General features: G+C 71.5%; 12 protein-coding genes and 1 pseudogene. 8 read left to right on the forward strand and 5 right to left on the reverse strand.

Annotation, left to right across the window (positions count from 1 at the left end):
* Positions 1-227 (forward strand): annotated as a pseudogene (locus BLR05_RS03935) (IS5/IS1182 family transposase); the annotation flags it as partial.
* Between the two features lie 356 nt (positions 228-583).
* On the opposite strand, the gene BLR05_RS03940 reads toward BLR05_RS03935, so the two are convergent.
* Positions 584-1,573: a LacI family DNA-binding transcriptional regulator gene (locus tag BLR05_RS03940; protein ID WP_167361192.1), complete on the reverse strand. Its 990-nt coding sequence runs from the start codon at positions 1,571-1,573 to the stop codon at positions 584-586.
* A 301-nt stretch (positions 1,574-1,874) separates the two neighbouring features.
* Here BLR05_RS03940 and ptsP point away from each other — a divergent pair, with 301 nt between their 5' ends.
* The 4 genes from ptsP to BLR05_RS03960 are packed head-to-tail and all read left to right on the forward strand — an operon-like array spanning position 1,875 to position 8,114.
* Positions 1,875-4,466 (forward strand): phosphoenolpyruvate--protein phosphotransferase, encoded by a 2,592-nt coding sequence (gene ptsP, locus BLR05_RS03945; RefSeq protein ID WP_092832502.1) that lies wholly within the window; start codon positions 1,875-1,877, stop codon positions 4,464-4,466.
* On the forward strand, positions 4,459-5,454 hold the full coding sequence (locus tag BLR05_RS03950; protein ID WP_092832504.1) for a 1-phosphofructokinase family hexose kinase: 996 nt from the start codon (positions 4,459-4,461) through the stop codon (positions 5,452-5,454). The genes ptsP and BLR05_RS03950 overlap by 8 nt, the downstream gene beginning before the upstream one ends.
* A 21-nt stretch (positions 5,455-5,475) precedes the next feature.
* The gene (locus BLR05_RS03955; protein WP_092832505.1) at positions 5,476-7,293 is read left to right on the forward strand and encodes a fructose-specific PTS transporter subunit EIIC; all 1,818 of its coding nucleotides are present in this window, start codon (positions 5,476-5,478) and stop codon (positions 7,291-7,293) included.
* Entirely contained in the window at positions 7,290-8,114 is an 825-nt protein-coding gene (locus BLR05_RS03960) for a shikimate 5-dehydrogenase (RefSeq protein WP_092832507.1), read from the forward strand. Before BLR05_RS03955 ends, BLR05_RS03960 begins: the two co-directional genes overlap by 4 nt.
* Here the strand turns inward: BLR05_RS03960 and BLR05_RS03965 are convergent.
* Positions 8,111-8,587, reverse strand: coding sequence for a hypothetical protein (locus BLR05_RS03965; RefSeq protein ID WP_092832509.1), 477 nt, complete (start codon positions 8,585-8,587; stop codon positions 8,111-8,113). The genes BLR05_RS03960 and BLR05_RS03965 overlap by 4 nt on opposite strands.
* Positions 8,581-9,159 carry a peptidoglycan recognition protein family protein gene (locus BLR05_RS03970; RefSeq protein ID WP_092832510.1) on the reverse strand — a complete coding sequence of 193 codons (579 nt, stop codon included), beginning with the start codon at positions 9,157-9,159 and terminating at the stop codon, positions 8,581-8,583. The genes BLR05_RS03965 and BLR05_RS03970 overlap by 7 nt, the downstream gene beginning before the upstream one ends.
* A 209-nt stretch (positions 9,160-9,368) precedes the next feature.
* Between BLR05_RS03970 and BLR05_RS03975 the strand changes: the two genes are divergently transcribed.
* Positions 9,369-9,869, forward strand: a complete 501-nt coding sequence (locus tag BLR05_RS03975; RefSeq protein WP_092832512.1) for a DUF4189 domain-containing protein — start codon at positions 9,369-9,371, stop codon at positions 9,867-9,869.
* 46 nt (positions 9,870-9,915) lie between these two features.
* Here BLR05_RS03975 and BLR05_RS03980 read toward each other — a convergent pair whose 3' ends face one another.
* On the reverse strand, positions 9,916-10,461 hold the full coding sequence (locus BLR05_RS03980) for a flavin reductase family protein (protein WP_092832513.1): 546 nt from the start codon (positions 10,459-10,461) through the stop codon (positions 9,916-9,918).
* A 15-nt stretch (positions 10,462-10,476) separates the two neighbouring features.
* The gene (locus BLR05_RS03985) at positions 10,477-11,745 is read right to left on the reverse strand and encodes an acyl-CoA dehydrogenase family protein (RefSeq protein WP_092832515.1); all 1,269 of its coding nucleotides are present in this window, start codon (positions 11,743-11,745) and stop codon (positions 10,477-10,479) included.
* Between the two features lie 152 nt (positions 11,746-11,897).
* Here BLR05_RS03985 and BLR05_RS03990 point away from each other — a divergent pair, with 152 nt between their 5' ends.
* Positions 11,898-12,455 (forward strand): MarR family winged helix-turn-helix transcriptional regulator, encoded by a 558-nt coding sequence (locus tag BLR05_RS03990; RefSeq protein WP_225978997.1) that lies wholly within the window; start codon positions 11,898-11,900, stop codon positions 12,453-12,455.
* Positions 12,456-12,486: 31 nt separating this feature from the next.
* Complete coding sequence (locus tag BLR05_RS03995; RefSeq protein ID WP_092832518.1) at positions 12,487-13,479, forward strand: LysR family transcriptional regulator; 993 nt, start codon at positions 12,487-12,489, stop codon at positions 13,477-13,479.
* Positions 13,480-13,505: the final 26 nt, after the last annotated feature.

Genomic DNA, 13,505 nt, shown 5'->3' on the forward strand with positions numbered 1-13,505 from the left:
AGAAGCGTGCCAAGGTGGAGCATGTGTTTGCCGGTCTCCGTCACCTGGGCGGCAAGTTCGTGCGCACGATCGGGCAGGCACGGGCCACGGTTGGCATGACGATGATGGCCGCCTGCTACAACATGAAGCGCCTGGCGTCCTTCCTGGACCGGGGAGTGGATGCATTCTTCAAACCCAAAAGCGGCGCCTGCAAGGCACAGGTGCGCCCGCGCACGGCGAACGCATGAGTCGCTGGGGCCGAAAGGCCCCTGAGCACGGGGATCGTCCCCAGGGCAGTTGCTATCGCGCTCCCGAAGCAGGTGAATGTGTGCGGATAGCCTTGATGCTGGGCTCGGATCAGGGGTTGTGAGAGGTTCCCGGACGGCACGGCCTTCCATGTCGTGCCGGGCCAGACAGGCTTGCAAGGGGCCAAGTGCGGGCAGGACCGCCGGTGGGTTGCCTGTCTGGACGATGGGTTGCGCTGCATGGAGGCGCCGTCGCTGGGTGTGCGCCCGGAAAGCCATTGCCGTGGTGCAACGGAAGGAGCATGGCGAAGCGGGGCAAGTGCCAGCGAGGCCGCTTGTTTTTCGGTGCTGCCGGTGTTTTACCGGCCTCTGCTCGACCCCCGCACCACCAGCTCTCCCTCCAGCACCACGCGCCGCGCCGGCCGCGCCGGGTCCTGCATGCGCTGCAGCAGCAGTTCCGCCGCGGTGCGTCCGATGTCGTAGGTGGGCTGGGCGATGGTGGTCACGTCCAGCGCGGGCAGGGCGGTCCAGTCGTTGTTGTCGAAACCGGCGATGCCGATGTCCTGCGGGGTGCGCAGGCCCGCGGCCTGCACGGCCTGCAGGGCGCCGAGCAGCAGCAGGCCGTTGGTGGCGAGCAGCGCGTCGGGGCGTTCGGCGGGCGGCGCCGCGAGGCATTGCGCGGTGGCGCGCTCGCCCGCGTCGCGCGTGGGGTCGAGCCACAGCGGCCGCGGCGCGAGGCCGTGCGCCGCCAGGGCCTCCGCATAGCCTGCGTGGCGCTGCTGGCCGGTGGTGCTGTGGATGCCGGCGAGCAGGGCGATGCGCCGCCAGCCCGATTGCAGCAGGTGCTCCGTGGCGCGGCGCGCCGCGGCGTGGTTGTCCAGCACCACGCGATCCACGCGGGAGCCTTCCAGCGCGCGGTCCACGAGCACGAGCGGAAAGGGCCAGTCCCCGGGCCGCAGGCGCTGCAGGCCTTCCATGGTCGGCGACAGGATCACGCCGCTGGCCTGCTCGTCGGCCATCAGCTCCAGGTACGACTGCTCCTTGGCGGGGTTCTCGTCGCTGTTGCAGAGAATGAGCCGCAAGCCGTTCCGGTAGGCCACGTCCTCCACGGCGCGGCCCACGTCGGTGAAGAAAGGGCTGCGGATGTCCGAGACGATCAGGCCGACGATCGAGGCGCGGCGCTGGCGCAGCCGGCGCGCCGCGAGGTTGGGCCGGTAGCCCAGCTCGGCGATGGCCTGCTCCACGCGGTCGCGCAGCGGGGAGCGCACGGCGTCCGGCGTGGTGAGCACGCGCGAGACGGTGGTGGTGGAGACGCCGGCGCGCTGGGCGACGTCCTTGATGCTGGCCAATCCGGACTCCTGTACAAGACGGTGGGACAACGGGGGAGGGCGCCGGGGCCGGGGACCTCCGTCAGGTGTGCATTGGATGGTAACGATTCCAGAAACTGTCTGGCAAGTGGTGCTGGCGCGGTTTTCCGGCCCATGGCGTCCGCTGTCGCCGCCGCCCGTGGAAAAGCGCTGAGGATAAGGTGATTTACTAGGTGTTTTCCCTGGTTTTTGCGGGAGCCGGGGGGCGGGACCGCTTGCCCGGCCACAAGGCGCCGCTTCATAATCGCGCTTGGAATCGATACCAAATTCAGGAGACATACCCATGTCCACCATTCCGGTCGAGGTCCGCCTGGGAGCGGCCCCGCACAACCGCGAAGATGCCGTGCGCGCCGCCGGCGCACTGCTGGCGCAGGCCGGCCATATCCAGCCCGCCTATGTCGACAGCCTGCTGCAGCGCGAGAAGGTGGCCAACACCTTCCTGGGCGAAGGGCTGGCCATTCCGCACGGCATGGTGGAAGACAAGCACCTCGTGCGCCGCACGGGGCTGGCCGTGCTGCAGGTGCCGGCCGGAGTGCGCTGGGGCGACGACGCCAAGCAGGCGAAGCTGGTGGTGGCGATCGCCGCGGCATCCGACGAGCACATCCAGGTGCTGCGCCGGCTCACGCGCGTGATGCGCGACTCCGCCCTGATGCAGCGCCTGGCCACCACGGGCGATGCGCAGGAGATCGTGCGCGTGCTCACGGCCGATGCGCCCGATGGCGCTGCGGGTGCCGGTGCCCAGGGCGCGGCGCTCGAGGATTTCCCGCTGGGCCGCGAACTCTCCCTCAATTACCCCGGCGGCCTCCACGCGCGGCCGGCCGGCGAATGGGCCCGCGTGGCCGGGCGCTTCCAGGCGCGGGTGCATGTGCGGTGCGGTGATTCCGTGGCCGACGCCAAGAGCGTGGCCGCGCTGCTGGGCCTGGGGGCCGGGCGTGGCGCACAGCTGCGCCTGTCCGCACAGGGGCAGGACGCGGCCGCGGCGCTGTCCATGCTGGCCGCCACCATCGTGCGGCTGGGCGAGGAAGAGGCGCGGCAGGCCGAACTGTCGGCCGCGCGGCAGGCCCAGGCCCAGGGCCTGGGCCGCGAACTCGGCGACTGGCAGCCCGCGGCGCGGCACACCTTCACCGGCATCGCCGCCAGCCCCGGCCTGGTCGTGGGTACCCTGGTGCACGCGGAGGCGGCCGCCCTGGACGTGGAGGACCGCTTCACTTCCGTGGCCGCCGAGGCCGCTGCGCTCGACCGGGCCTTCGCCGCCGCGCAGGCGCAGCTGGAGCAACTGGCCGCCGGGGCAAGGGCCGCCGGCCGGGCCGAGCAGGCCGGCATCTTCGCGGCCCACCAGGGGCTGCTGCGCGATGCCGAACTGATGCAGGCCGTGAGCCGCACCGTGGTGCAGCGGCACGGCGCCGCCTGGGCGTGGCGCCACGCGGTGCATGAGCGCGTGGGCGCGCAGCGTGCGCTGCCGGACGCCACGCTGGCCGCCCGCGCGGCCGACCTGCAGGACGTGGGCGAGCGCGTGCTGCGCCACCTGCTGGGTCTGGGCGGCGAGGCGGCCGGGCCGGATGCGGCTGGGGCCGCCTGGCCCGACGATGCCATCCTGCTGGCCGACGACATCTCCCCTTCGATGGCGGCGCAGATCGACACCGGCCGCGTGCGAGGCTTCTGCACCGCACGCGGCGGCCCCACGGCGCACACGGCCATCCTGGCGCGCGCCCTGGGCCTGCCCGCCGTGGTGGCCGCCGGCCCGGGCGTGCTGCCCGCGCGGGACGGCGCAGGGCCGGCACTGGGCGGCACGCCGGCCATCCTGGACGGCTACCGCGGCCGGCTGTATGTGGCGCCCAGCGAAACCGCCCTGGTGGAAGCGAGCGAGCGCATGGCGCGCCTGGCCCGCCGGCAGGAGGAAGAGGCCCGCAGCCGCCGCGAGCCCGCCACGACCACCGACGGCCACACGGTGGAGATCGCCGCGAACGTGAACCGCGCCGACCAGGTCGCGAAGGCGCTGGAATCCGGCGCCGAAGGCGTGGGCCTGATGCGCACCGAATTCCTCTTCCTGGAGCGCGACACCGTGCCGGACGAGGAAGCGCAGTACCAGGCGTACCGCGGCATGGTCGAGGCGCTGCAGGGCCGGCCGCTCGTGGTGCGCACGCTGGACATCGGTGGCGACAAGCGCGTGCCCCACCTGGACCTGCCCGTGGAGGAAAACCCCTTCCTCGGCGTGCGCGGCGCGCGGCTGGCGCTGCGGCGCGACGACCTGCTGGTGCCCCAGCTGCGCGCGCTCTACCGCGCCGCGCAGCACGGCCCGCTACAGGTGATGTTCCCGATGATCAGCACCGCGGAGGAGGTGCGCGAACTGCGCGCGCGCATGGAGGCCGTGCGCGCCGAGCTGCAGGCGCCCGCGGTGCCGGTGGGCATCATGATCGAGGTGCCGTCCGCGGCGCTGGCCGCGGACCGCCTGGCGGCCCACGTGGACTTCTTCTCGATCGGCACCAACGACCTCACGCAGTACACGCTGGCGGTGGACCGCCAGCATCCGGAACTGGCTGGCATGGCCGACAGCCTGCATCCCGCGGTGCTGCGCCTCGTGGAGCGCACCGTGGCCGGCGCGGCGCGGCACGGCCGATGGGTGGGCGTGTGCGGCGGCCTGGCGGGCGAGCCGCTGGGCGCGGCGCTGCTCGTGGGCCTGGGCGTGCAGGAGCTGAGCATGAGTGCCGGCGACATCGGCACCGTCAAGGCGCTGCTGCGGCGCCATTCCCTGGCCGAGCTGCAGGCGCTGGCGCGCAGTGCGCTCGACGTGGACACGGCCGACGAAGTGCGCGCCCTGGGCGCCGCGCTGCGGCCGGCCGCGCAGGCCCCCGGGCAGGAGGCCGACCATGGCTGATCACGCGACGCCCCGGGTCTTCACGGTCACCCTCAACCCGGCCATCGACCACACCATGCGCGTGCAGGCGCTCGTGCCCGGCAACGTGCACCGCGCGCTCGGCCAGCAGGTGGAAGCCGGCGGCAAGGGCGTGGGCGTGGCGGCCGTGCTCGCGGCGCTGGGCGTGCCGGTGACGGCCACCGGCTGGCTGGGCGCGGACAACGACGCGGTGTTCGCCGCCGCCTTCGCCGCGCGCGGCATCGCGGACGGCATGCTGCGCCTGCCGGGCGCCACCCGCACCAACATCAAGATCGCGGACGCCGCGCGCGGCGACTCCACCGACATCAACCTCCCCGGTCTGGCCCTGGAGCCCGCGGCCCTCGCGCGCGCCGAGGCCGACCTGACCGCCGCGCTCTGCGCCCAGGTGCGGGCCGGCGACTGGTGCGAACTGGCCGGCAGCCTGCCGCCCGGCGCGGATGCCGCCGTGTGGGAGCGCATCGCCCGTGCCGTGGCCGCGCGCGGCGCGCGCATCGCCATCGACACGGGCGGTGCCGTGCTGCGGCAGCTGCTGCAGGCGCTGGCCGACCCGGCGCGCGGCGCCGTGGTGCCGGTGGACTTCATCAAGCCCAACCGGGCGGAACTGGAGGAACTGGCCGGCCGCGATCTGCCCACGCCCGCCGATGTGGCGCAGGCCGCGCGCGCGCTCTGTCGCGTGCACGGGGTGCGGCAGCTGGCCGTGTCCCTGGGCGGCGAAGGCGCGGTGATCGCGACGGCCGATGGTTGCTGGCAGGCCGCGGCCGCCCGTGTGCCCGTCGCCACCACGGTGGGCGCGGGCGACGCGCTGGTGGCGGGCACGCTCGCCGCCGTGTCGCAGGGCCGGGCCATGCCCGGCGCGGCGATTTTCGGCATGGCCTGCGCAGCCGCCCGCATCCAGCGCATCGCGCCGGGCCTGCCGCCGCGCGCCGAGGTGGATGCCCTGGCCGCATCCATCCAGGCCATGCCGCTCTAAAGCAATCAGGAGACCCACACCATGGCCCAACTCATCGCCATCGCCGCGAGCCAGGCCGGCCCGGCGCACAGCTTCATGGTGGCCGAGGCGCTGCGCGCCGCGGCCGAATCGCTCGGCCACCGCATCGCCGTGAGCGTGCACAGCAGCCTGGGAACCCAGGGCGGATTCAGCGACGGCGAACTCGCGGCCGCCGCGGCGGCCATCATCGCTGCCGACATGCCCGTGGACCGCCAGGACCTGCTGGGCACGGCATCGGCTCCCGTGCACGAAGCCGCCCCGCACGAGGTGCTGGCCGATGCGGAACGCGTGGTGCGCGCCGCCCTGGCCCGTGCGGGCGGCATGCCCGTGCAGGCCGCCGCGCCGCTGCCGCCCGCCGCACCTGCAGCGGCTCCGCCCGCCATCGCCGCGACCCAGGACGGCCCCCTGCGCATCGTCGCCATCACGTCCTGCCCCACGGGCGTGGCCCACACCTTCATGGCGGCCGAGGCGCTGGAGCAGGGCGCGCGCGCGCTGGGCCACACCATCAAGGTGGAGACGCAGGGCTCGGTGGGCGCGCAGAACGCGCTCACCGCGGGCGAGATCGCCGAGGCCGATCTCGTCGTGATCGCCGCGGACACGCAGGTCAACCGCGACCGTTTCGCCGGCAAGCGGCTCTACGCCACCGGCACCAAGGCCGCCATCCACGATGCGGCGGCGGTCTTCGCCCAGGCACGTGCCCAGGCCCAGGTGCGGGGTGGTTCCGCATCGCCTGCCCCTGCGGCTGGCGGCACGGCGCCGGCCGCCCCGGCAGGGGCCGGCAGGCGGGAATCCACGGGCGCCTACAAGCACCTGATGACGGGCGTCTCCTTCATGCTGCCCTTCGTGGTGGCGGGCGGCCTGCTGATCGCGCTGGCCTTCGCGCTGGGCGGTATCTACGTCTATGACGACGCGCACAAGGGCACGCTCGGCTGGGTGCTGTTCCAGGTCGGCGCCAAGGCGGGCTTCGCGCTCATGCTGCCCGCGCTGGCCGGCTACATCGCCTACTCCATCGCCGACCGGCCCGGCATCGCGCCCGGCATGATCGGCGGCATGCTGGCCGGCACCGTGGGCGCGGGCTTCCTGGGCGCCATCGCGGCGGGCTTCATCGCCGGCTATGCGGTGCACTGGCTGAACCGCTTCATCCGCCTGCCGCGCGGGCTGGACGGGCTCAAGCCCGTGCTGATCCTGCCGCTGCTGGGCGCGGCCATCGTCGGCGTGCTGATGATGATGGTGATCGGTGCGCCCATGGCCGCCGTGATGGGCGCGCTCACCGAGTGGCTCAAGGGCCTGCAGACCGGCAGCGCCGTGCTGCTGGGCGTGGTCCTGGGCGCCATGATGGCTTTCGACATGGGCGGGCCGGTGAACAAGGCGGCCTATGTCTTCTCCACCACCCTGATCGCCAGCGGCGTGGCCAACCCCATGGCCGCCGCCATGGCCGCCGGCATGACGCCGCCGCTGGGCATCGCCCTGGCCTGCTGGCTGTTCAAGAGCCGCTTCACCGCCGAAGAGCGCGAAGCCTCCAAGGCCTCCGCCGTGCTGGGCCTGGCCTTCATCACCGAAGGCGCCATTCCCTTCGTGGCGCGCGACCCGCTGCGCGTGATCCCGGCCTGCGTGCTGGGCTCTGCCGTGGCCGGGGGCCTTTCGATGGCCTGGAACATCGGCCTGCAGGCCCCGCACGGCGGCGTGTTCGTGCTGGCCATTCCCAACGCGGTGAACCATGTGGTCCTGTATGCGGCCGCGATCCTGGCCGGCACGGTGGTGACGGCGCTGGCGCTGGGGCTGTTCAAGAAGCGCCTGGCGGCGCCAGGGGCCGCAGCATGACACTGCGCCTGACCCGGGATACGCAGTTGTGCATGTCCCTGAGTGCGCGGCCCAGCAACTTCGGCACGCGCTTCCACAATTTCCTGTACGAGGAACTTGGCCTGGACTACGTCTACAAGGCCTTCTCCACCACCGACCTTCCGGCCGCCATCGCCGGCATCCGGGCCCTGGGCGTGCGCGGCTGCGCGATCTCCATGCCCTTCAAGGAGGCCGTGATTCCGCTGGCCTACGTGCTGTCCCCGTCCGCGGCGCGGCTGCAGTCGGTGAACACGCTGGTGAACGGCGGCGGCCACCTCGTGGCCTACAACACCGACTACCTGGCCGTGCGGTCGCTGCTGCAGCGCCATGCGGTGCCGCGCGGCCTGCGGGTGGCCTTGCGCGGCAGCGGCGGCATGGCCCGCGCGGTACTGGCCGCCCTCGCCGACGAAGGCTTCGCCCACGGCGTGGTCGTGGCCCGCAACGAGGCCGCGGGCCGTTCGCTGGCCGCCGCCCATGGCTACGTTTGGCAGGACGAATCGGGCGCCATCGAGGCCGGTCTGCTGGTCAATGCCACGCCCATCGGCATGGAGGGCGGAAACGAGGCCGGAGCGATGGCGTTCACGCCGGACCAGGTGGCCGCCGCGGCCTGGGTGTTCGACGTGGTGGCGATGCCGGCGGAAACCCCGCTGATCGCCGAGGCCCGGCGCCAGGGCCGTCCCGCCATCACCGGCCCCGAAGTGATCGCACTGCAGGCGGCCGAGCAGTTCGTCCTGTACACCGGCGTACGCCCGAGCGACGAGCAGCTCGCGCGCGCTTCGGCCTTTGCCCGGAGCGGCCGCTAGCGGCGTTTCCGGGCTCCGGCTTCGTTCACGCGGTAGCCGCCCCCCGGCTCCACGCGCACGTTGAAGGTGCGCAGCCGGTCGTCCTCGTCGTGCTCGTAGCGGGCCTTCACCGTGATCTCGATCGCCGCGCCGCGGGCGCGGCACTGCACGGATTCGAAGCGGTACTGGCTGTGGTCGTCGTTCAGCTCGGAAAAGGCGACGGTCTTCGTGACGCGCGACGGCTCGCCCTGCAGGGGGTCGGTCACCCACTGCACGTAGAGCTCGCTGCCTGCGCCCTCGTTCACGTTCGCCTCCACCACGCGGTAGGTGCCCTGCCGGGACGCTTCCGTCCACTGGCCGCAGGGCAGCACCTGGCGCACCGAGGCGGGCAGGGCTTCCACCTGCGCGCGCATCCAGGATTCGGCGGCATGGGTGGAGGCCGGCACTGCCGCGAAGCCGGCGAGTGCGAGCAGGATTGCATGTCGTTTCACCATTGGGCCGTACTCGCTTCGGTGGCGTTCTTCCAGGAGACCTGCGGATGCCGGTAGATCTCGCGCGTGGAGATGCCCAGCGTGGACGTGAGCTGCGCGGTCAGCCACGTCAGCGAGACCTGCTGCGCGCCCGTCACGGCTTCGAAGGTCTGGCCCTGCACACCCGAGACGATCTCGATGCCGATGGAGTCGTTGTTGTCCGGGTACCGCTGCGGGAAGGGCTTCTGCTTTTCAACCATGCCGATCTGGCGGCCCACGGTCTTGCCCTTGAGCGCGGCGACTTCGGCCGGCGTGCACTTGTGCTCTTCCATGCAGCGCGACTTGATGAAGCCCACGTGGTGGGTCTTCTGGTAGATGGAGGCCGTCTGGTAGATCGTGCCGTCCTTGTCGATGAGGAAGTGCGCGCCGTTGGGGTTGGCCGTCTTGTAGCTGTTGAATGAAGACTGCGCCGTGGAAGCCCCCGTCTGGTGGACGATGATGCCGTGGACCACCTTCATCTCGCCGCGCTGGATGGCTCCGTGGATCGCGAGCCGTACACGGGGATGCTGCACTTTTCCGGTTTTGTCGATGTCCATGCCTTGCCCGTTCCTCCTTTGGTTTGAACGGGCCATGCTATCGGCAGGGTTCGATGTGTAAACACCTGTTTCCCGACGTTGCATAACCTTGCCGCTGGATACATCGAGGCGCCTTGATCGGTACGCTGGTCGCCGTGTCCTGGATGCGGAGCGGTTACGCTTGCAGCATGCTCTGGAACCGTTCCCTCCGGCCCTGCGTTGGAGTCACCATGAAATTGCCCCTGTCCCTGGGCCTCGTCGCCGTCTGCTGCCTGATTTCCTTCGGTGCCTTCGCCCAGACCGCATGCCCCTCGGGCGTGGCGGCGGGCAGCGCACTTTGCGGGCCGAGCGGCGGCGGCGAGGAGGCGCCACCGCGGCCTACAGGCGAGTGGATCAAGACCTGGGGCGCGATCGCGACCTCCTCGTCCAGCGGGGACATCGGCAGCAGCACCGGGAAATTCTCGGAGGAGGAGGCCCGCCAGGGCGCCATGCAGCTCTGCACCAAGCTCGGCAACTCGGATTGCGTCGTCTCGCACACCTATCGCAACCAGTGCGTCGCGGTGGTCGATAGCTCGAAATCCACTTCCGGGCGCGCGATCGGCAAGATCATCAGTGCAGTGAGCATCCCCGCGGCGCAGGAGCGGGCGCTGGAGGATTGCCGCAAGGCCGGCGGCACCGAGTGCAAGGTGCGCGGAACGGATTGCACGAAGCCCTACTTCCACAGGTATTGATCCAGCGGGATCGGCGGCGGGTTGGGGCCAGTCCACGGGTGTCGGCTCACGCCGGCTGCGCCAGCGTCCCCGCGAGTTCCCACAGCGACCCCATCTGCCCCGAATGGAACAGCAGTGGCGGTGCGTCGCTGCGCGTGAACCGTTCGATGCGCCCGAGCAGCACGGTGTGGTCGCCCTCCTGGTGGCGCGAGTAGGTGCTGCATTCGAAGGTGGCCACGCTCTCGCGCAGGCGGGGGCAGCCGTTGCCGGCGGTGTCGAAACCGTCCTCGAAGCGCTCGAACTTGTCCGGCGCGGGTTTGGCGAAGTGCCAGGCCAGGTCGCGCTGCGAGGCCGCCAGCACGCTGAGATTGAACGCGCGCGCCGCCAGAAAGGCATCGGCGCTGCGTGCGTCGTCGCGGATGCTCCAGAGCAGCAGGGGCGGGTCCAGCGAGACGGACGCGAAGGAGTTGATGGTCATGCCTACGCGCTTGCCATCGGGCGTGGCGGTGGTGACGAGGCACACACCGGTGGGAAAGGCGCCGAGCGCCTGCCGCAGCGCGCGTGCATCGACCGTGTCGGCCGCGTCGCCGGTAATGAGGGCCCAGGAATACATGGCGTGGCTCTCCTCTCAATACTGCCCTTTGGGCTCCAGGCCCAGCAGGTACTGGCCGACCATGGACGACACGGCATCCCAGTTCAGGCTGATGTGGCGGGAGATCGCATTCGCGTCGCGCCACATGCGCTGGATGGGCTGGTCCAGCGCCAGGCCCGCGCCGCCCACGCTGGCGAACACGGCTTCCACGGCATCGCGCGAGAGGCGCGCGGCGAAGGCGTGGTCGCGCCGGTTGCGGATGCGCTGCGCGACGTCGATGGCCTGGCCGTCCATGGCCATCTGCTCGACCTGCGCGGTGTCGCGGTAGACCAGCAGGCGAGCGGCATCCACGCTGGCCGAGGCTTCGGCCAGCCGCGACTGCACGGGGAAGAATTCGCTCAGCCGGCTGCCGCCGCCGGAGACGGCGCCGCGCGTCACGCGCACGCCGGCCAGTTCGATCAGCGCGTCCACCGCACCCTGGGCCGTGCCCAGGATCGGCGAAGTCAGGCACACCGGTACGGCCGACAGGAACGGGATGCGGTAGATCGGGTGGGTGTTCGCCCGCGCGCCGGGCGGATGGTTGGACGACGCTTCGGCGAAGGTCAGCTTTCGGTGCCCGGGAATGAAGAGCGGCTGGTCGATGACGATGGCCTTGGAGCCGGTGCCCGCCTGGCCGGCGACGTGCCAGTTGTCCTCGATCCGCCAGTCGGCGCGCGGCGCGAGCAGGAAGCCGGCGGACGGCGGCGCACCCTGGACTTCGGGCGGAAACTGCACGCCCAGCAGGGCCCATTGCGAGTTGTCCACGTTGGAGGCGAACAGCCATTGGCCTTGCACGAGGTAGCCGCCATCGGCCTTCTGCGCCATCGTGGCCGGCGCGTACGAGCCGCACACGATGGCCGACGGGTCGTCGCGCCACACGTCGTCCTGCGCCTGTTCGGGGAAGGTGCCGACCAGCCACTGGTGGATGGCACCCAGCGAGCAGCCCCAGGCCGACGAGGTGCAGCCGCGCGCCAGTTCGCTCACCACGTCGATGAAGGCGGTGAAGCCGTATTCGTAGCCGCCATAGCGTGCCGGCTGCATGAGCTTGAAGAAGCCCGCGTCGTGGAAGGCGCGCGTCGTCTCGTCGGAAACGCGGCGGTCCCGTTCCGTCTGCTCGGCCCGGGCGCGCAGCACGGGGACCAGATCGCTTGCGGATGCAACGATCGAAGCCAGGGAAGGCGCACCCGCCACGGGCGAGTGGCGGCCGGGGGCGGGAAGGTCCACGTGGTTGAGCGCGGTGAACGGATGGGCGGTGGCGGGTTGCATGGTGTCTCCGGATGGAATGGTTGAGCCGTCTTCTGTGCAGCGATTGGAGAGCTTTTTATTTGCATTTGCAATTAATTGGAGCTCGGGGTTTTCACGCATGCCTGCGGGACTTCCACGGATGTTCGACGGGCTCGGTATCGGTAAGATGGGCCATGGCCACCCGAAAAAAGACCCCGGAGACCGTGAAGACTGCGGCCTCCAAGGCGCCCAGGCGCGCAGTCGCAGCGCCTTACGCTGCCACGGAATCCATTGCAAATGCAGGCAAAGAAGTGCGGCACGACCTGGAGCGCGCCATTCCGTATTTGCTGGCACGTGCAGGCTCGCGCATGGGCCAGTCGTTCAGCCGGGAGCTGCGGCAGTTCGAGCTGTCGCTGACGGACTGGCGCGTGTGCGTGGCGCTGCACCACCAGCCCCACCAGCGGCTTTCCGACCTGGCGCTGCACACCTCGACGGAGCCCTCGACGCTGTCGCGCGTCGTCGATGGTTTGCTGCAGCGCGGCCTCGTGGTGCGCGACCGCTCGGGCGAGGATGCCCGCGCGCTGGCGCTGAGCCTGACCCCCGCGGGCCACGACCTGACCCTGCGCATCATTCCGCTGGCGCAGCTGTACGAGCGGGTGTCCCTGGGGGGGCTGACCCACGCGCGGGCCGAGTCGCTGCGCGACATGCTGCGCCTGCTCTACGACAACCTCGCCGCGCTGGACCGGGAGTGAGCGGCGTGCACGAAGGCAAGGAGGCGGTGCGGTGAACATCCACTCGATCGACCTGAACCTGTTCCTGGTCTTCCAGGCCATCTTCGCGACCCGCAGCGTCACGCTGGCGGGCGAGCGGCTGGGCATGACGCAGTCGGCGGTGAGCAATGCGCTCAAACGCATGCGCGAGCGCTTCAACGACGTGCTGTTCGTGCGCTCGGCGGAGGGCATGGTGCCCACGCCGCTGGCCGAGCGGCTGATCGGCCCGGTGGAGGAAGGGCTCGCCGCGTTCTCCCAGGCGGTGGACCAGGGCCGCACGTTCGAGGCGGGCACCTCCGGGCGCCTGTTCCGCATCGCGGTCAACGACATCGGGCAACTGGTGATGATGCCCCGGCTGCTGTCGCTGGCCCGGGGCCTGGCGCCGGGCATCCGCTTCGAGACGGTGGACGTGCCCCGGGCCGAGGCCCGCCAGCGCATGCTGCACGGCCAGATCGATGTCGCGCTGGGCAGCTGGGAACCCATGGGTCCGTCGTTCTACCAGCAGCGCCTGTTCGACGAGACCTTCGTGGTGCTCGTGGCCCGCGCGTCGCCGCTGGGCGCGCGCGATTCCATCACGCTGGACGACTACCTGGCGGCCGAGCACATCGCCTACCGGCCGCGCGGCACCACCGACCACCAGCTGCAGCAGGCCCTGGAGCGCGTGGGCGCCCTCGACCGGCGGCGCGTGGTGCTCACCGCCGCGCATTCGCTGGGCCTGTCGTCCATCGTCGCCACCACCGGGCTGGTGCTGACCGCGCCCCAGCGCCTCGCGCAGGCCATGGTGGCTTCACGCTCCGACCTGCATATCCTGAATGCGCCGTTCGAGGTGGCGCCCTTCGAGATCAGCCAGCAGTGGCACGAGCGCTTCCACCAGGACAGCGGCAACCGCTGGCTGCGCGAGCTGATGTTCGGCCTGTTCCACGAGAAGTCGCGGCGGGCCCCGGAGCCCGCCGCCGGTGCAGCGCCTGGCGGCCCGGCGGGGGTGCCGCCGGAACCGGCGGGCTGAAGCCACGGGCGGCCCCCGGCCGGACC

The sequence above is a fragment of the Paracidovorax cattleyae genome, from assembly GCF_900104515.1.
Taxonomy (GTDB): Bacteria; Pseudomonadota; Gammaproteobacteria; order Burkholderiales; family Burkholderiaceae_C; genus Paracidovorax; species Paracidovorax cattleyae.